15 protein-coding genes and 1 tRNA gene are annotated in these 17,129 nt (G+C 67.8%); 7 read left to right on the forward strand and 9 right to left on the reverse strand.

Annotation, left to right across the window (positions count from 1 at the left end; translation table 11 throughout):
* Nucleotide 1: 1 nt before the first annotated feature.
* Nucleotides 2-328 carry a hypothetical protein gene (locus ACODSL_RS11790; RefSeq protein ID WP_488900887.1) on the forward strand — a complete coding sequence of 109 codons (327 nt, stop codon included), beginning with the start codon at nucleotides 2-4 and terminating at the stop codon, nucleotides 326-328.
* Nucleotides 329-534: 206 nt separating this feature from the next.
* Nucleotides 535-1,947: an alpha/beta hydrolase family protein gene (locus tag ACODSL_RS11795; protein WP_488900888.1), complete on the forward strand. Its 1,413-nt coding sequence runs from the start codon at nucleotides 535-537 to the stop codon at nucleotides 1,945-1,947.
* A 39-nt stretch (nucleotides 1,948-1,986) separates the two neighbouring features.
* On the opposite strand, the gene ACODSL_RS11800 is transcribed toward ACODSL_RS11795, so the two are convergent.
* The 3 genes from ACODSL_RS11800 to ACODSL_RS11810 form a co-directional block, all read right to left on the reverse strand.
* A tRNA-Ser gene (locus ACODSL_RS11800) sits at nucleotides 1,987-2,076 on the reverse strand.
* A gap of 43 nt (nucleotides 2,077-2,119) precedes the next feature.
* A complete protein-coding gene (locus ACODSL_RS11805) occupies nucleotides 2,120-2,521 on the reverse strand; it encodes an SRPBCC family protein (protein ID WP_488900889.1) in 402 nt (133 codons plus the stop codon).
* A gap of 254 nt (nucleotides 2,522-2,775) precedes the next feature.
* Nucleotides 2,776-3,450, reverse strand: coding sequence for a bifunctional 4-hydroxy-2-oxoglutarate aldolase/2-dehydro-3-deoxy-phosphogluconate aldolase (locus ACODSL_RS11810; protein ID WP_488900890.1), 675 nt, complete (start codon nucleotides 3,448-3,450; stop codon nucleotides 2,776-2,778).
* Nucleotides 3,451-3,670: 220 nt separating this feature from the next.
* On the opposite strand from ACODSL_RS11810, the gene ligD reads away from it, so the two are divergent.
* Nucleotides 3,671-6,286 carry a DNA ligase D gene (gene ligD / locus ACODSL_RS11815; RefSeq protein ID WP_488900891.1) on the forward strand — a complete coding sequence of 872 codons (2,616 nt, stop codon included), beginning with the start codon at nucleotides 3,671-3,673 and terminating at the stop codon, nucleotides 6,284-6,286.
* Here ligD and ku read toward each other — a convergent pair.
* Nucleotides 6,283-7,128 (reverse strand): non-homologous end joining protein Ku, encoded by an 846-nt coding sequence (gene ku, locus ACODSL_RS11820; RefSeq protein ID WP_488900892.1) that lies wholly within the window; start codon nucleotides 7,126-7,128, stop codon nucleotides 6,283-6,285. The two genes, ligD and ku, sit on opposite strands and share 4 nt — an antisense overlap.
* On the opposite strand from ku, the gene ACODSL_RS11825 reads away from it, so the two are divergent.
* A complete protein-coding gene (locus ACODSL_RS11825; RefSeq protein ID WP_488900893.1) occupies nucleotides 7,127-7,417 on the forward strand; it encodes a sulfurtransferase TusA family protein in 291 nt (96 codons plus the stop codon). The two genes, ku and ACODSL_RS11825, sit on opposite strands and share 2 nt — an antisense overlap.
* Here ACODSL_RS11825 and ACODSL_RS11830 read toward each other — a convergent pair.
* The 3 genes from ACODSL_RS11830 to ACODSL_RS11840 all read right to left on the reverse strand — a co-directional run bounded on the left by ACODSL_RS11830 (nucleotide 7,371) and on the right by ACODSL_RS11840 (nucleotide 10,492).
* On the reverse strand, nucleotides 7,371-8,309 hold the full coding sequence (locus ACODSL_RS11830; RefSeq protein WP_488900894.1) for a YihY/virulence factor BrkB family protein: 939 nt from the start codon (nucleotides 8,307-8,309) through the stop codon (nucleotides 7,371-7,373). The genes ACODSL_RS11825 and ACODSL_RS11830 overlap by 47 nt on opposite strands.
* A gap of 216 nt (nucleotides 8,310-8,525) precedes the next feature.
* The gene (locus ACODSL_RS11835) at nucleotides 8,526-9,653 is read right to left on the reverse strand and encodes a CaiB/BaiF CoA transferase family protein (protein WP_488900895.1); all 1,128 of its coding nucleotides are present in this window, start codon (nucleotides 9,651-9,653) and stop codon (nucleotides 8,526-8,528) included.
* A gap of 62 nt (nucleotides 9,654-9,715) precedes the next feature.
* Nucleotides 9,716-10,492, reverse strand: a complete 777-nt coding sequence (locus tag ACODSL_RS11840; RefSeq protein ID WP_488900896.1) for an SDR family NAD(P)-dependent oxidoreductase — start codon at nucleotides 10,490-10,492, stop codon at nucleotides 9,716-9,718.
* Between the two features lie 131 nt (nucleotides 10,493-10,623).
* Between ACODSL_RS11840 and ACODSL_RS11845 the strand changes: the two genes are divergently transcribed.
* From ACODSL_RS11845 to ACODSL_RS11855, 3 genes are read left to right on the forward strand one after another with little or no spacing between them, the layout of a single operon-like run.
* Nucleotides 10,624-11,949 (forward strand): diguanylate cyclase domain-containing protein, encoded by a 1,326-nt coding sequence (locus tag ACODSL_RS11845; RefSeq protein WP_488900897.1) that lies wholly within the window; start codon nucleotides 10,624-10,626, stop codon nucleotides 11,947-11,949.
* An 18-nt stretch (nucleotides 11,950-11,967) separates the two neighbouring features.
* Entirely contained in the window at nucleotides 11,968-12,600 is a 633-nt protein-coding gene (locus ACODSL_RS11850; protein ID WP_488900898.1) for a DsbA family oxidoreductase, read from the forward strand.
* The gene (locus ACODSL_RS11855) at nucleotides 12,600-13,121 is read left to right on the forward strand and encodes a CcdC protein domain-containing protein (protein ID WP_488900899.1); all 522 of its coding nucleotides are present in this window, start codon (nucleotides 12,600-12,602) and stop codon (nucleotides 13,119-13,121) included. Before ACODSL_RS11850 ends, ACODSL_RS11855 begins: the two co-directional genes overlap by 1 nt.
* A gap of 1 nt (nucleotide 13,122) precedes the next feature.
* Here ACODSL_RS11855 and mfd read toward each other — a convergent pair whose 3' ends face one another.
* Together mfd and ACODSL_RS11865 are read right to left on the reverse strand one after the other, a co-directional pair.
* Complete coding sequence (gene mfd, locus ACODSL_RS11860) at nucleotides 13,123-16,584, reverse strand: transcription-repair coupling factor (protein ID WP_488900900.1); 3,462 nt, start codon at nucleotides 16,582-16,584, stop codon at nucleotides 13,123-13,125.
* The gene (locus tag ACODSL_RS11865; protein ID WP_488900901.1) at nucleotides 16,577-16,921 is read right to left on the reverse strand and encodes an FAD assembly factor SdhE; all 345 of its coding nucleotides are present in this window, start codon (nucleotides 16,919-16,921) and stop codon (nucleotides 16,577-16,579) included. Before ACODSL_RS11865 ends, mfd begins: the two co-directional genes overlap by 8 nt.
* Nucleotides 16,922-17,129 lie beyond the last annotated feature (208 nt).

Raw genomic sequence — 17,129 nt, forward strand, 5'->3', positions numbered from 1 at the left:
CATGAAAACCAGACTGCTCATCGCCATTGCCGGGCTCGCGCTTATCGCCACGCCGGCGCTCGCGTCGTCCACGACGGTCGAGTTCGCCAACAGCAACGGCACGACCACGGTCGTGGTGTTCGATTCCAACGGCACCGCGAGCGTCAACGGAGCGGCGCCGGGCCCCTACACTGTTGATCAGGCGGCCAAGAAAATCTGCGGCGACGCCGGCGGACAGCAGCTCTGCGTGACGTTCGGCGAAATGGGCGCCGCCGTCGGCTTCAGCACCACCTACACCGACAACGCCGGCAACTCCGGCACGGCGACCATCACGGCCGTCAGCGAGTAGGACGATCAGGGGCGCAGGCGCGCTTGCCGGACAGGCCGCCTGCGTCCTTCCTTCAGTCCAGCCCGGTCGCGGCGAGCCACGCCGTCGTCGTTGCCGCGATCTCAACAGAATTTACGCCGGTTCTTGACCAGGGCCTGACCAGGGCAATGCCGATACCACGGTAGAGGCTCCCCCTGAACGAGTGGCTGTGGGAGCCGGGTGAAGCGATGTTGATTCCCGATCTGGTCTTGCTGGCGGTGGTGCTGGCGCTGGCGGCGTGGCGGTTGTTTGCTCCGGCCGAGCGGCCGAGGCTGCGGATCGCCGGGGTCGGTCTGGGCCTGTTGCTGGCGGCGGCCCAATCGGCCCTCTGCGGATTCACCTGGCAGGACCTGCCCGCCTGGCTCCTGCTGGCGCTGAGCGCCCTGCCTCCGCTGCGAACGGGGGCCGCGGTTCGCTGGATCGGTCGTATAGGCCTTGCCGGGATTGCCGCCGCGTGCCTCGGCGTCTGGCTCCTGCCCGCGGTCCCGGCGCTTCCAACGCCCGACGGCCGCTACGCCGTCGCGACCGAGGTCTATCGCTGGACCGACGCGTCACGCGACGAGCCGCATACGGCCGATCCAGGCGACCGGCGCAGCGTGATCGCCCAGGCCTGGTATCCGACGACGCGCGCAGAAAAACCCGGCGGCGGCGCGCATATCCCCTACATTGACGGGATCGGCCACCTGCCAGACCAGGTCAGCCTGATGCCGGCCTTCATGCTGCATCGCTACGGCCAGATCGACACTCACGCCGAGGCCATGGCGCCGCTTGCGGCCCACGATCGCCCCTGGCCTGTGGTGATCTTCTCACCCGGCTACGGCGCGCCGCGGGCTGTCTATACGGGCTTGGTGACCCAGCTTGCCAGCCGGGGGTTCGTCGTTTTCGTGCTGGACCATCCCTACGAGTCGGCGGTGACGGAACTTCCGGATGGCCAGGTTGTCGGGACCCGGGAAATCTTCCCGGCTGACCGAACCCGGTTCATGCCGGACCAGCAGCGCGTTCGCACCGCCGACATTCGCTTTGTGATCGACCAGCTCGCGCGTCCGGAGGCGCTGTCGCCGTCGTTGAGGGGCGGCCGGATCGACGCCTCGAAAGTGGCTGTGATCGGCCACTCCTTCGGCGGCGCCGCTTCTGCCATGGCGATGAGCGAAGACCCGCGAGCAGTCGCCGCGGCAAACATCGACGGTACGCCCTACGGCGACCTGCCGGACCGCCGGCTCACCCGGCCCTTCCTGGTGTTGCAGAGCGACTACGCCGAGACCCACCATGGCGAGCTGTTCATCAACGGCAACGGCAAGCTGCTGGCGACCATGACCGCGCCCGGCTTTCACTATGAGATCAAGCGCGCCAATCACTACAGCTTCACCGATGCGCCCTTCTTCTTCGCATCACCGGGCCGTTGGCTGTTGGCGCGGGTGATGGGCGGCGGGCGGGGTCCCGCTGCGACACAAAAGGCGGCGGCGGATATTGTCGCGGCGTTCCTGTCTGGCCCCCTCAACGGCGTACCCGCCGACGTGGCCGCGACGGCCGCCCGCTACCCGGGCGTGCCGGGCGGACCCGTGAAGTCCAGAATCGGCGCCGCGCCGAAGTCGAGCTCCTGAGGTTCGGAAATCACCATCGAGGGCGTGGCTGCCATGTGGTGGCGGACGGGGTGGGATTCGAACCCACGGTAGGCTTCCACCTACGGCGGTTTTCAAGACCGCTGCCTTAAACCACTCGACCACCCGTCCGTTGGCGGCGCTTCTAGCAGCGCCCGGCGTGGGTCTCAAAGCCCTATCGGGCGGCAGACTCCATGGTCGACTTCAGAACGGCCGCGCCCTGCCGCATCATCGGCTCCATGGTCTCGGCCACGGCGTCGGGCAGGACGTCGGCGATCCAGATGAAACGGCAGCCGCCTTCCCCATCGTCCACGACCTGGTTGGAGGCGCTGTGGTGGATCATGCGCTCGCTGACGATGCCGTAGGCCAAGCGCATGGCCGCGTCGTCCAGGCCGACGATCCGCTCGCGCGCAGTCATGCCGTTGCCGAATGTGACCATGCGGGAATCGCCCTCAAGCCGTGTGTCGACCACGAACCCGGGAACAAGGCGCGTGTGCAGGGCTCCATAGTCGCGAATGGCCTCCCAGACCTGGTCAGCCGGCGCGTTGATGGAAATGTCGATTAGGATCGTGGCCATGGACTGGTCCTTGCGTCGTGGAAGCCCAGCCTGCCCCGGACCAGAGACCGCTGCTCGCGGATTCCGGACACCATCGACAGGGCTTTTTGGGAACGGATCATCCGTCCGGGATTTTCCGGTTTTGACGCACCCCGCGTCGAAGCAGGAAGGATGACTCCCATGGCCGACGCCGCCGCCCCCCTGGACGCCATCGCGCCCCTGACGCTCGCCGTGGTGCGACCGGACGCCGGATCGGCGTCCGGTCGCGTGCGGCCTCAAAGGTCGCGTCGAATGCGTGCGATGAGCTCGACGGTCTGGCGCACGCGGGCTTCGATGCCGTTCCAGTCGCCCGCCTTGACGAGGTCGCTACTGATCAGCTTGCTGCCCATGCCGGCGGCGACGATGCCCGCGCCGAACCACTCGCGCAGAGACTCTTCGTCGGGATCAACCCCGCCAGTCGGCATGATCTTGGTCCAGGGCATGGGCCCCAGAACCGCCTTGACGAAGGCCGGACCTCCGACGCTCTCGCCCGGGAAGACCTTGACGATCTCGCTGCCCAGCTCCTGCGCATAGCTGATCTCGGTCACGCTTCCGCACCCGGGGCTGTAGGGGACCATGCGCCGGTTGCAGACCCGCGCCACCTCGGCGTTGAGGATCGGGCCAACGACGAACTTGGCTCCGTTGGCGATGTAGATCCCGGCGGTCGGTGCGTCGACGATGCTGCCCACGCCCATGATGACGTTCGGGTCAGCCTCGGCGAAATGACGGGTCACGTCGAGAAAGGTGTGAGCCGCGAACTCACCACGGTTGGTGAATTCAATACAGCGTGCGCCGCCGTTGGCGCAGGCCTGGATGACGTTCACGCAGGTTTCGACGTCCGGATGGAAGAAGACAGGGATGACCCCCTGATCGATCATCGCGGCCAGAACGGCCATGCGGTCCTTGGGCATGGGACTCTCTCCTGCTTCCAGCCCCCAGCCTTACGCCGCCGGCCGGAAAAAAGAAGGGCGCCTGGATGCGTTGTCGCCCGGTTGCGCCGGGAGGAGTCAATTCAACGCTGTTTCCCGGATGCTGTCCGCTATCCCGCGGGCCGGGCTCAATTCGCCGGACCGTCGGGAACCCGGGGCCGGCGTCGCGACTTCCATCGGCATACCGCCGGAGACGAGACCCGTGGCCCATGAGAAACTCGCCAGGTACCGCGCCAAACGCGACTTCGCGGTCACCGCCGAGCCCAGCGGTGATGGCGCCGTGGCGGCCTCGCAACGCCGGCGGTTCGTGATCCAGAAGCATGCCGCCACGCGTCTGCACTACGATCTGCGACTGGAGCACGAGGGCGTGTTCCTGTCCTGGGCCGTGACGCGCGGGCCGTCGCTCGACCCGGCCGACAAGCGGCTGGCCGTAGAGGTCGAGCCCCATCCGCTCGACTACGGCGACTTCGAGGGTACGATCCCGGAAGGCCAGTACGGCGGCGGCGCGGTCATGCTGTGGGATCGGGGCTACTGGGCGCCGGAGTCCGGCTTCGACGTCGAAAAGGGCCTGAAGCAGGGCGAGCTGAAGGTCGTGTTCGCCGGCGAGCGGATGCAGGGCGGCTATGTGCTGGTGCGGATCCGCAATGACCGCACCGGCGGCAAGAGGTCGAACTGGCTGCTTATCAAGCACCGCGACGACTTCTCCCGCGACGGCGACAAGGACCGCTTCCTGAAGGACACAGCCTTCTCCGTCGCCTCTGGCCGGACGATGGAGGACATCGCCGCCGGCAAGGGCAAGGGGCCCACGCCGTTCATCTCCGGCAAGAAGCGCAAGGCGGACGCCGTGTGGAACAGCCGTCCCTCGCCGGAGGCGAGCGCGGAGAAGGCCGCCAGGGCGCACGATGCGCCCAGGGCCCGCAAGCCGGCCGCGTCCCGGCCCACGGGAAAGGCGTCGACTGCTTTCATCGAGCCGCAGCTGTGCAAGCTGGTCGACCGGCCCCCGCAGGGCGCGGGCTGGGCGCATGAGATCAAGTTCGACGGCTACCGCATGCAGCTGCGTGTCGCCGACGGGAAGGCCACGCTGCGCACCCGCAAGGGCCTCGACTGGACCCCGAAATTCCCGGAGATCGCGCACGACGCGGCCAGCCTGCCTGATGTCGTCGTCGACGGCGAGATCGTCGCGCTCGACGCTGGTGGCTCGCCCGACTTCGCCGGCCTGCAGGCCGCCCTTTCGGACGGCAGGACGAAGGATCTGGTGTTCTTCGCCTTCGACCTGATGGCCGACGGCGAGGCGGATCTGCGCCCCCTGCCCCTGTCTGACCGCAAGGCTCGCCTTCACGTGCTGCTCAAGCCGCTCAAGTCCGGCCGTCTGCGCTATGTCGAGCATTTCAGGTCCGGCGGCGATGCAGTGTTGAGTTCGGCGTGCCGCATGTCACTGGAGGGGATCGTCTCCAAACGGATCGATGCGCCCTACCGGTCCGGCCGAGGCGACAGTTGGCTCAAGTCCAAGTGCCGCGCCGGCCACGAGGTGGTCATCGGGGGCTGGACGACGACCGGCGGCGCCTTTCGTTCGTTGATCGCCGGAGTCATGCGCGAGGGCAAGCTGGTCCATGTCGGGCGCATCGGCACGGGATTCGGCCGGGACAAGGTCAGCCGCCTCCTGCCGAAGCTGAAGGCGCTGGAGACCGACCACTCGCCGTTCGCCGGACGCCTGCCCCGCGGCCAGGGCGAGACCCATTGGGTCAAGCCGATGCTGGTCGCCGAGATCGAGTATGCGGGCTTCACCGGCGATGGCGCCATCCGCCAGGCCGCGTTCAAGGGCCTGCGCGAGGACAAGCCGGCCGCCGAGGTCCAGGCTGAAATGCCTGCCCCCTCCGCCGGGACCGCCCTCGTCATCCCGGTCCCGCGCCGGCCCGCCGGCAACGTTGTCATGGGGGTCACGATCTCAAGCCCCGACAAGGCGCTGTGGCCGGACGCGGACGATGGCCGGCCTGTGACCAAGCTGGATCTGGCCCGCTACTACGAGACGATCGCCGACTGGATGCTGCCGCACCTCGCCGGCAGACCCTGTTCGATCATCCGTACGCCGGACGGCATCACCGGCGACCAGCATTTCTTCCAGCGACACGTGGGCAAGGGCTCGTCTGCCCTGCTCGACGAGGTCGCCATGGCCGGCGACCACAAACCCTACCTGCGCATTGAACGGAAGGAAGCCCTGGCGGCGCTGGCCCAGATCGGCGCGACCGAGTTGCACCCCTCGAACTGCCGCCCTGGCGAGCCGGAGGTCCCGGGCCGGCTGGTGTTCGACCTCGACCCGGATGAAGGCCTGGACTTCGGTGACGTAATCACCGCCGCGAAGGAGGTGCACGAGAGACTTGAGGCGGTCGGCCTCGTCGCCTTCTGCAAGACCACTGGGGGCAAGGGGCTGCATGTGGTGACCCCGCTGTCCGGCGCGAAGAGGGACCGCGTCGACTGGCCGACAGCCAAGGCCTTCGCGAAGGCATTCTGCGAGCAGATGGCCGCCGACACCCCGGACCGCTACGTCGTCAACATGTCCAGGAAGGCGCGGAAGGGCCGGATCTTCCTCGACTACCTCAGGAACGACCGGCTGAGCACGGCGGTCGCGCCCCTCTCGCCGAGGGCTCGGCCGGGGGCGACCGTCTCGATGCCTTTGACCTGGTCGCAGGTCCGCGCGGGCCTCGACCCGAAGCGGTTCACGATTCGCACCACCCCTGCCCTCGTGGCGAAAACGACCGCCTGGGCGGACAACGGGGAGTCGGAACGCTCGTTGACCGCCGCCATCCGCAAGCTCGGTTAGGACGCTTTGCGTTTCGGCGCCGATTTCGCCGCCGGCTTGGCCACCCGGGTCTTCGCCGGAGCGCCGCCACCCTTGCCGAGACTTCGGCGCAGGGCATCCATCAGGTCGACGACATTGGTGTCGTCCGGCTCGGCGGCGACCACCTTGCGGCCCTTGCCCTTCTGCTTCTCGGTGATCAGGGCGCGCAGGGCGTCCTCATAACGGTCGTTGAACTGCGAGGGATCGAACGCCCCCTCCTGCTGGGCGATGATCTTTTCGGCGATGGCGATCATGCCGGCGTCGGCCTTGTGCGCCGGAATCTCGCCGAAGATCTCGTCGGCGTCGCGCACCTCATCCTTGCTGCGCAGGCTCCAGGCGACGAGGCCGCGCTCCTGCGGCTCGATGGCGATCAGCCGCTCACGCTGGTGCATCACCAGCCGGCCCAGCGCGATCTTTCCGGTCTTGCGCATGGCCTCGCGGATTACCGTGTAGGCCTCGACCGCGAGCTTGCCATCCGGCGCCAGGAAATAGGGGCTGTCCCAGTAGAGCCGGTCGATGGCGTCGCGATCGACGAACCGCTCGATATCGATCGTCCGGGTGCTTTCCAGCCGGACCGCGTCGATCTCTTCCGGCGTCACGACGATATAGTGGCCCTTTTCATATTCGAAGCCCTTCACCAGATCGGTGCGCTCGACGGCGCCGAGCTCAGGGTCGGTCGGGATCATCCGGATGCGGTTGTGTGTGTCCTTGTGCAGCAGGTTGAAATGCACATCGCCCGCGGGGCTGGTGGCGGTGTAGAGAGCCACGGGACAGGTCACCAGCGAGAGTCGCAGGTGACCCTGCCAGGTTGGACGCGACGCCATGACGGCCTCCGATGAACAAGGACCTCCGCTCAACGCGGCTCCGGACCAGCCGGTTGCGGCGGAGCGGGTCGTCAATGCGCTCGGACACCATTGCCCTGTTCCGACATTGCGGCTGCGACGGGCGCTGGAACAGGCGGGGCCTGGCGCGGTTGTGCGCCTTCTGGCCGACGATCCGATGGCCCGGATCGATGTGCCGCATTTCGCGGCCCAGGCCGGCTACGACCTGATCGACAGCGGTGATCTCAGCCCTTCGCCGGGGCTTTTTTTCGTCGTTTCAAGACCGGCTTGATCGTCCGCGTGTGCAGCGCGATCTCCATTTCGGTCGCCAGAGCCCCGCCGAAGAACAGCGCGTTCACATTCCAGCTCAGCCAGATCAGGAACACGACCACGGTGCCCACGGAGCCGTAAGTCGCGCCCAGATGCGCGACCTGCTCAACATAGATCGCACAAAGCCAGGACGCGACGAGCGCCAGCACCGCCGAGGCGACCCCGCCGGCGATCGAGGCGCGCCAGGCGACCGGTTCCCGGGACATGGCGAAGCGGTAGATCAGGCTCATCGACAGCAGCATGCAGACGCTTGTCCAGGTCCATTCGCTGTAGAGCCAGCTCATGCCCGCCAGCGGCTTGAGGTTCCAGGCCACGGCGGCCACGCGCAGGCCGAGAAACACTACCGACACCAGCCCGACCAGCAACAGGGAGGCGACCAGCACCACCAGGGCCATGACATTGAAGCTGACGAAGCCCCGCTGGTTTTCTTCTTCATGAATGAAGCTGAGGCCGGCCAGGAGGGCCTTGTAACCCCGGTGGGCGGCATAGCCCCCGATGAACAGGGCGACGAAGCTCTGGGCGGAGACGGCGACATGCGGGGCGTGCGCCAGCCGCTGTAGCTCGTCCTGGAACAGGCTCCTGGCGTCCGCCGGAAGCATTCGCGCCAGCAGTTCGGCCTGATTGGCCACCTGTTCCGGCGTCACGAGAATGCCGTAGAGCCCCACGGCGATAACCAGCAGCGGGAAGACCGCCAGCATGATCCAGAAGGACACGCCGCCGACGTAGAGCATCACGTCTCGACCCCAGAGACGGGTCAGCGCCTTGCCGATCACCTCGAGCGTGGCCCGCGCCCAATGGACGGGGTCGAGGTCGAGGGCGGTGGTGAGCCCCGACGGGCGGGGTGTACGCGTCATGCGCGGAACCTGCCCGCGACGGCGATGGAGCGCAACGTCAAAGGCGCGCCGCGGGTGTTCGGGCCGCGACGCGCCTGACAGGAAGACCTTGCCTTCGTCCTGTGCATCCAGCCGCCGCTTCGAGGGACGGGAGAGCCAGCGGCTGTCTACGAGGACGAGAATGGAATCGGCCGGCTGAACCGTGGCTGAACGGCGGTATCAGCCGGCGTTGTCGTCCTAGAGAGCGCCCTTCGCCTTGAGCGCGTCGATCTCGGCCGCCGAGAATCCCCATTGCGACAGGGCTTCGTCGTTGTGCGCGCCGATCTTCGGCGGCGGGCCCTGAATGGCTCCCGGGGTCGCAGAGAAGCGCGGCGCGGGCGCCGGCTGGACCACGCCCTCGATCGTCACGAACGTCTCGCGGGCGACATTGTGAGGGTGTTTCGGCGCGTCCTCGAGATCCAGCACCGGCGCGAAACAGATGTCGGTGGCGTCCATGATCTCGCACCACTCGGCCTGGGTCTTCTTCGCCAGCACGGCGGCCAGCTTGGCCTTCAGCTCTGGCCATTCATCACGGCTCATCTGATTGGCGAATTGTGGGTCAGTAATGCCCGTCTTTTCAAGGAGAAGCGCGTAGAACTGAGGCTCAATCGAACCGATCGAGATCCACTTGCCGTCCGAGCACTGGTAGGTGTCGTAGAAGTGGGCGCCGCCGTCGAGCAGGTTGCTGCGACGTTCGTCCTTCCAGATGCCCGCGCCCTTGAAGCCATAGAACATGGCCATCAGCGAGGCCGCGCCGTCGCTCATGGCGCAGTCGATCACCTGACCCTTGCCGGTCTCGCGGGCGCTGATGATGCCGGCCATCAGACCGAACGCGAGATAGAGGGCGCCGCCCCCGAAATCGCCGACCAGGTTCAACGGCGGCACCGGCTTGTCGGTGGTGCCGATGGCGTGCAGCGCACCGGTGATGGCGATGTAGTTCATGTCGTGGCCGGCGGCCTTGGCGTAGGGGCCGAACTGGCCCCAGCCGGTCATGCGGCCGAACACAAGCTTCGGGTTACGCTTCAGCACGACGTCCGGACCCAGGCCCAGGCGTTCCATCACGCCCGGACGGAATCCCTCGATCAGGCCGTCAGCGCTTTCGAGCAGCTTGAGCACGGCCTCAATGGCGTCCGGCGACTTCAGGTCCAGCGCCACCGAGCGGCGGCCGCGGCTGGTGACATCGGCGGGCGAAGCCCGGCCCGCGCCCTTTCGGTCGACCCGCACGACGTCCGCCCCAAGGTCGGACAGCAGCATGCCGCAGAAAGGTCCCGGCCCGATGCCGGCGAACTCGACGATCTTCAGACCCGAAAGCGGACCCTTGCCCATGATGTGTTTCCTCTGGCTTTGAGCAGGAGCTAATGCCCCTGACGTTCGGTCAGGCAAGCGGCCTACAGCGTCTGCCCGTCGTCGAGGCTGATCAGCGTGCCGGTGATGAAGTGAGCACGGCGACCGGCCAGCATCAGCAGGGCTTCGTCCAGCACATCTTCGTCCATCAGCCGCCGACGCGGGAAGCCCTTGATCTGCTTCTGTCCGCCTTCGGTCTGGAACCAGTCGCTGTTGATCTCGGTCTCGATGTAGCCGGGGCAGATGGCGTTGACGGCGATGCGCGGCCGGGCCCATTCGCGGGCCAGCCCCTTTGTCAGCGAGGCGCAGGCGGCCTTTGAGGCGCAATAGACGCTCAGTCCGGGCAGCTGGTTGAAGGCGGCGATCGAGGCGATGTTGATGATCCGGGCCTCGCCGGCTTCGGCGACGCCGCTTGCGATCATCCGCTTCGCGGCTTCGACGGCGCCGAAATAGACGCCGCGGACGTTGACCGCGAAGGTCTGGTCGAAGGTCTCGACACTCATGTCCATGGCCATGCCGTCGCCGCCGACGCCGGCGTTGTTCACCAGGATCGAGATCGGGCCGAGCGCGGATTCCACCGCGTCGAACGCGGGTCCGATGGCCGGGACATCCTGGACATCGAGCGGAATCGCGACGGCCTTGCCCCCTTTTGCAGTGATCGCCGCGACTTCGGCGGTGAGTCGGTCCGTGCGCCGCGCCATCAGGGCCACGGCGGCCCCGGCGGCCCCGGCGTCCGACAACACATGGGCGAAGCGTCTTCCGAGGCCGCTGGAGGCTCCGGTCACGACCGCAACGCGTCCGGCCAGTGGTTTATCGCTCATCATTGCTCTCCTGCGGCGCTGTATCGCTATGCCGGTCCCTCGCCTCTGCTATGGTGCAGCGTTGCGAATCCTGACGCGCAGCGGATAGCCGGCGGGGGCCCGGCGGCGTCAAGGGCGGGAGTTCAGACGGCTTGTCAATTCAGGCCCGCATTTTGATCGTCGCGCGGGACGACGCGCTGGCAGGACCGTTGGCCGAGGGGCTCGACCGTCTTGGCTGGCGCACGATCACGGCCCGGGGCCCCTATGCGGCCATTGCGGCGCTGGGCGACCTCGCCATCGAGGCGGCCATTGTCGACGTCGCCAGCGGCGGACATGACGCGCTCACGCTGGCCCGTCGTCTCAAGGCCGCCTGCGCGCCACGTCGTTTGCCGGTCATCGCCATCGGTGATCCGGACCCGCAGCTGGACAGTTACGCCTTCGATCTGACGCTCGCGCCGCCGCTGCATCCGGCCCAGGCCGTGCTGCGGCTGGAATCGCTGGTCCGCATGGCCGTGGCCGAGGAAGAGTTCGAGCTGCGGCTGGAAACCTTCGCCGAGCGCGGTCGCCGTCTCGACCTGCCTGAGCCCAAGGCTGATCCGTATCGGGTGCTCGCGGTCGGAGAGCCGGCGCCGCAGTTTCTCGCCCTGAGCAACGCCCTGACGCGCAGCGGCGCGGACGTGGTCGGCGCCTTCACGGCCTTCACGGCCTTCGACTATCTGCACGAGCGCGATTTCGACTCGGTCGTGCTCTGGGCCGGCGACAACAGTTCCGAGGCGCTCAGCATCGCCGCTGGCATGCGACGCAATACCCGCCTCTATCACATCCCTGCCCTGCTCTATCTGCGCGGCGAAAGCTACGTCACGACGTCGGAAGCCTTCCACCGCGGCGTATCCGACGTGGCGTCGCCCGAGACGCCGGAAAGCGAGACCGCCAAACGGATCATCGAGCTGTCGCGCAGCTATCGTCGCGCCGTCTCGATCCGCAAGGCGCTGGAGCGCGCGCGCAGCAGCGGCCTGATGGACGCGGCCACGGGGCTATTTACCCGCGACCTGTTCGCGGGCCATCTGGTTCGCCTCGCCCACGCCTCGCGCATCCGCAACCGGCCCATGAGCGTCTGCGTGCTGCGGCTGGCCGACCGGCCCGAGACCTCGGCCGCCCGCGCCGGCGGTTATCTCGACCGCGCCATTCCCCAGATCGGCTCGATGATCGGACGGCTTGTCCGCGTCGAGGACACCGCCGCACGTCTGGGTCCGGAAGTGTTCGCCCTGGCCCTGCCCGCCACGCCGCAGTCGGCGGCCCGAGCCGCCGCCGAACGAATCACCGCCGTCATCGCCTGCACCGCCTTCGAGGCCGGTGAAGGCAAGACGCCCTTCACCGTCGATTTCGACATCGGCATCGCCCAGATCGAGCCCGGCGAGAACGCCGCCCGGGCGCTGGAGCGGGCCGCCAGTCGCGCCCTGCAGCGCGAAGCCAGCTAACCTTCGGGAGACCCCGCCATGCAGATCGACTTCATCGCCGACGTCGTCTGTCCCTGGTGCTATCTCGGCTGGCGGCGGCTGGAGAAGGCGCTGGCGATGCGTCCAGACCTGCAGGCGACCGTCACCTGGCGGCCTTACCAGCTTGATCCGACGCTCCCCGAAGAGGGCGTGGACCGCAAGAACTACTACGCCGCCAAGTTCCCTGACCCGGAGCGCCGTGAAGCCGGCGCCAGGGTGCTCAACGCCGCCGCGGCCGAAGACGGCATCAGCTGGAACCTCGCCGAGATCCCGATCTCGCCCAACACCAACGCCGCCCATCGCCTGATCCGCTGGGCCCAGGGCGAGGGCCTGCAGGGCCCGGTGCTGGAGGGTGTGCTCGCGGCCTATTTCACCGAACTGCGAGACATCGGCGATCCCGTGGTGCTGGCCGACATTGGCGAGAAAGCCGGGCTCGACCGTATGCGCCTGCTGCAACTGTTCTCCGAAGGCGTCGACAAGGACACCGTCGCCCGTGAGCACTTCCAGGCCCATCAGGCCGGCGTGTCGGGCGTCCCCTTCATGATCTTCGACGGCAAGATCGCCGTTTCGGGCGCGGAGGCGCCGGAGCGGCTGGTCAAGGCCATCGACAAGGCGCGGGAGCTCGCGGCGTAATGGACTTCAAGGACCCCAAGACAATCGGCCCGATCATCGGCGTCGTCATCTTCCTGGCGATCTTCTCGCTCCGCCTGATGCGGTCGCGCCAGCAGCGGCGGCTGAGGCTGGAGTGGCTGTGGATCACGCCGACGATCCTGGTCGTTCTGGCCGGCTTCCTGCTCTGGCAGTTTCGGCCCCAGGGCCTGGAATGGCTGTGGCTGGCGGTGGTCTTGGCCATCGGTGGCGTGATCGGCTGGCAACGCGGACGGATGATGGCGATCACCATCGACCCGGAGACGCATGATCTGAACCAGCAGGCCTCGCCCGCGGCGATGATCCTGCTGGTGAGTCTGGTGGTGATCCGCTACGGCCTGCGCTCGGTGCTGACCGAGGAGGCCGGCCTGCTGCACATCACCGTCAATTTCATCACCGACGCCTTCGTCATTCTTGGCGTCGGCCTGCTCGGTGTCACGCGACTTGAGATGTTCCTGCGGGCGCGGAAATTGCTGACGGCGGCGCGGGCCGCCAGGGCCGGCTGAACTAGGCCGCCTTCGCCAGCTTCGCCAGCGTGGTCAGAATCCGCTCTGCCGCGTCGAGCCGCTGGGCCGGCGTGTCCCATTCGCCCTTGATGACGATCTTCTGGTCAGGCCGCAGCTTCCAGACGATCTGGTTGGCCTGGATGAACTTCACCAGCGCCAGCGGGTTGGCGAAATGGTCGTCGCGGAAGCTTGCCACGGCGCCCTTGGGCCCGACATCGATCTTGGCCACGTTGGCCTCGCGGCACAGGCCCTTGATGGCCACGACCTTCAGGAGGCTGCTGGCCTCCGGCGGGATCGGGCCGAACCGGTCGATCAGCTCGGCGGCCAGGGCTTCGCGGTCCTGGGCCTGTTCGGCCTCGGACAGGCGGCGGTAGAGCGCCAGCCGCACATTCAGGTCCGGGACGTAGGCTTCCGGGATCATCACGGCCGCGCCGGTGTTGATCAGCGGCGACCAGCCCCTGTCCGCCAGCGCTTCCGCGCCCTGCTTCTGGCGCAGCTCGGCGACCGCGTCCTCGAGCATCTGCTGGTACAGCTCGACCCCGATTTCCTTGATGTGGCCGCTCTGTTCGTCGCCCAGCAGGTTGCCGCCGCCGCGGATGTCGAGGTCGTGGCTGGCCAGCTGGAAGCCGGCGCCCAGGCTGTCGAGCGACTGCAGCACCTTGAGCCGCTTCTCGGCCGACAGGGTCAGCTGCTTCTCGACCGGGGTGGTGAAGTAGGCGTAGGCGCGCGCCTTGGCCCGGCCGACCCGGCCGCGCAGCTGGTACAGCTGGGCCAGTCCGAACATGTCGGCGCGGTGGATGATCAGGGTGTTGGCTGTCGGAATATCAAGCCCGCTCTCGACGATCGTCGTCGACAGCAGCACGTCGTACTGCCCGTCGTAGAAGGCGCTCATCACCTCCTCGAGCTGGGTCGGGCTCATCTGGCCGTGACCGACGACGAACTTCACCTCCGGAACCTGCTCGCGCAGGAACCGCTCGATGTCGGTCAGGTCCTTGATCCGCGGCACGACGAAATAGGCCTGGCCGCCGCGATACTTCTCGCGCAGCAGCGCCTCGCGCAGGGTCACCGGATCCCACGGCGTGATGTAGGTGCGCACGGCCAGACGGTCGACCGGCGGGGTGGCGATGATGCTCATCTCACGGATGCCGCTGAGGGCCATCTGCAGGGTGCGCGGGATCGGCGTGGCCGTCAGCGTCAGCATGTGCACGTCGGCGCGAAGCTCCTTGAGCTTCTCCTTGTGCTTGACCCCGAAGTGCTGCTCCTCGTCGACGATGACGAGGCCGAGGTCCTTGAAGCTGACCTGCTGGCTGAGCACGGCGTGGGTGCCGACGACGATCTCGATCTCGCCGGCGGCGAGGCCGGCGCGCGTCTCGGCGACCTCCTTGACCGGCACCAGCCGCGAGAGACGGCTGACCTTGATCGGCCAGCCCTGCAGCCGGTCGCTGAAGGTCTTGAAGTGCTGTCGCGCCAGCAGGGTGGTCGGACAGACCACGGCCACCTGCTTGCCGCTCATGGCCATGACGAAGGCCGCGCGCAGGGCGACCTCGGTCTTGCCGAAGCCGACGTCGCCGCAGATCAGCCGGTCCATCGGCTTGCCGCTGGTCAGGTCGGTCAGCACGTCGCCGATGGCGTTGAGCTGGTCGTCCGTCTCCTCGTAGGGGAAGCGGGCGCAAAACTCGTCGAACAGGCCGGACGGCGGATCGATCTCTTCCACGGCCTTCAACTGGCGGGCGGCGGCGATCTGGATCAGGCCCTCGGCCATGACCCGCAGCCGTTCCTTGGCCTTGGCCTTTCGGCTCTGCCAGCCGGCCCCGCCCAGCTTGTCCAGCTGGATGTTCTCGCCGTCGGCGCCGTAACGGGTCAGCAGGTCGATGTTCTCGACCGGCAGATAGAGTTTGGCCTCCCCGCCGTAGTGCAGCTCGAGGCAGTCGTGCGGGGCGCCCTGGACGTCGAGCGTCTTGAGGCCGGCATAGCGGCCGATGCCGTGATCGATATGCACGACCAGATCGCCCTGGGTCAGGGCGGTGGCCTCGGCGAGGAAGTTGGCGGCGCGACGCTTGCGGCGCGGCCGGGCCAGCCGGTCACCGAGGATGTCGGTCTCGGAGATGACCGCCAGGTTGTCGGTCTCGAAGCCCGACTCCAGCGGCAGCACGACGCGCTGCGGCGTCTTCGGATCGGCCGCCTTAGCCGCCTGCCAGTAGGGCGCAAACGGGATGCGCTTGAGGCCGTGGTCGGCCAGCATCGTGCCGAGGCGCTCGGACGAGCCCTCCGACCAGCTGGCGAACAGCACGCGCTTGCCCTCCCCGCTGACCTTGCGGGCGTGGTCGGCGGTGGCCTCGAACAGGTTGACGCTGTCCTGCGCCCGCTCGGCGGCGAAGGTCCGGCCGAGCTTGGCGCCCATGTCGACCGCGCCAATAGCGTCGCTCTGGAATGGCGAGAACCAGCGGTTGGGCCGTTCGGATACCCGCGAGGCCAGCTCGTCAGCCGTCAGGTACAGCGCCTCGGGCTCCAGCGGCCGGTAGGCGGATTTGCGGTCGGCGCTGGCCCGGGCGTCATAGGCGTCGGCGATCATCGCCATCCGCTCGGCCTCGGACTCCCCGACCAGATGATCCATGGCGACCAGCGTGGCGGCCGGCAGATAGTCGAAGAGCGTCTCCAGCCGCGCGTAGTAGAGCGGCAGCCAGTGCTCCATGCCCGCGCGGCGGCCGCCGGCGCTGATGGTGTCGTAGAGCGCGTCGTCGCCCGGCGCGCCGAACCGCGAGACATAACCCTTGCGGAACCGGGCGATCGCGTCGGCGTCGAGCAGGACTTCGCTGACCGGCAGCAGGTCGATCGACTTCAGCTGTTTCGTCGATCGCTGCGTCTCGGGATCGAAGGCGCGGATCGATTCCAGCGTATCGCCGAACAGGTCCAGCCGCACCGGCTCCTCGCCGCCGGGCGGAAACACGTCGATCACACCGCCGCGGATCGCGAACTCGCCCCGTTCCGAAACGGTCGAGGCGCGGCTGTAGCCGTTCACCGCGAAGTACCGTTCGAGGTCGGCGATCGCGACCTCCTGGCCAGGGCGGGCGCTGTAGCCGGCGCGGGAGACGTCCTCGCGTGACGGCAGGCGCTGCAGAACGGCCGGCGCCGCGGTGACCAGCAATGTCGCCTTGCCGCCCTCCTCGCCTTTCACCAGCCGGGCCAGGGTCGACATGCGCTGGGCGGCGATGCCCGCCGACGGGCCGGTCCGGTCGTAGGGCAGGCAGTCCCAGGACGGCAGCTGCAGGATGGCGATCTCGGGCGCGAAGAAGCGCATGGCGTCGATGAAGGCGCTGGCCCGGGCGCTGTCACGGGCGACGAACACGGTCAGGCCGCCGCGCGCCCGGGCGATATCGGCCATCACCAGGGCGTCGAAGCCTTCCGGCGCGCCGGTCAGATCAAGTCGGCCGTCCGCCCTGGCGACCTGTTTCAGGTCAGCCACCGGCGGGTCTCCCGGACGGGTCGAAGGCCTGCAGCAGGGCGAAGATCTCGGGGTCGATATGGTCGGCGACGGGCGTCTTGCCGAGGTACCAGTCGTAGATGTCCTGGTCGGCCTCTTCCATCAGCGCCTCGAAGGCGTCGAGCTGGGCCGGGGTCATGGTGGGGACATGCTTGTCCGCGAACGGCCCCAGAATGAGGTCCGCTTCCCGGAAGCCACGACGCCAGGCCCGCAGCCTGATCTTCTTGAGGCGGTGCTCGTCCATGCAGAGGCGGCGGATATAGAGCGGGTTGAGAGGTAGCGCCAGTGAGGGCGTGCAGCCATGGCTGACAAGCCGCACCGAAGCCCCCTCACCCGTCATCGTCGGACTTGTTCCGACGACCCATGAACACCGCGGGCTGACAGACCGGACGCTGACCCGCCCGCGCGAAATTGGCTAACTCCCCGCGCTTGGGTCGTCGGAACAAGTCCGACGATGACGGCAATGGGGACGGATGGCGTACGTTGGCCCGGCGCGCGGTCGCCAACTCCGCGCTACACTCCCTCCG

Source organism: Caulobacter sp. FG121, from assembly GCF_057809815.1.

Excerpts from the sequence above, each read along its gene's own strand:
- ACODSL_RS11795 (WP_488900888.1), top strand. The coding sequence starts at position 535 with ATGTTGATTCCCGATCTGGTCTTGCTGGCGGTGGTGCTGGCGCTGGCG.
- ACODSL_RS11805 (WP_488900889.1), bottom strand. The coding sequence starts at position 2,521 with ATGGCCACGATCCTAATCGACATTTCCATCAACGCGCCGGCTGACCAG.
- ACODSL_RS11830 (WP_488900894.1), bottom strand. The coding sequence starts at position 8,309 with ATGACGCGTACACCCCGCCCGTCGGGGCTCACCACCGCCCTCGACCTC.
- ACODSL_RS11835 (WP_488900895.1), bottom strand. The coding sequence starts at position 9,653 with ATGGGCAAGGGTCCGCTTTCGGGTCTGAAGATCGTCGAGTTCGCCGGC.
- ACODSL_RS11790 (WP_488900887.1), top strand. The coding sequence starts at position 2 with ATGAAAACCAGACTGCTCATCGCCATTGCCGGGCTCGCGCTTATCGCC.
- ACODSL_RS11825 (WP_488900893.1), top strand. The coding sequence starts at position 7,127 with ATGACGGCCTCCGATGAACAAGGACCTCCGCTCAACGCGGCTCCGGAC.
- ACODSL_RS11810 (WP_488900890.1), bottom strand. The coding sequence starts at position 3,450 with ATGCCCAAGGACCGCATGGCCGTTCTGGCCGCGATGATCGATCAGGGG.
- ACODSL_RS11855 (WP_488900899.1), top strand. The coding sequence starts at position 12,600 with ATGGACTTCAAGGACCCCAAGACAATCGGCCCGATCATCGGCGTCGTC.
- ACODSL_RS11840 (WP_488900896.1), bottom strand. The coding sequence starts at position 10,492 with ATGAGCGATAAACCACTGGCCGGACGCGTTGCGGTCGTGACCGGAGCC.
- ku (WP_488900892.1), bottom strand. The coding sequence starts at position 7,128 with ATGGCGTCGCGTCCAACCTGGCAGGGTCACCTGCGACTCTCGCTGGTG.
- ACODSL_RS11850 (WP_488900898.1), top strand. The coding sequence starts at position 11,968 with ATGCAGATCGACTTCATCGCCGACGTCGTCTGTCCCTGGTGCTATCTC.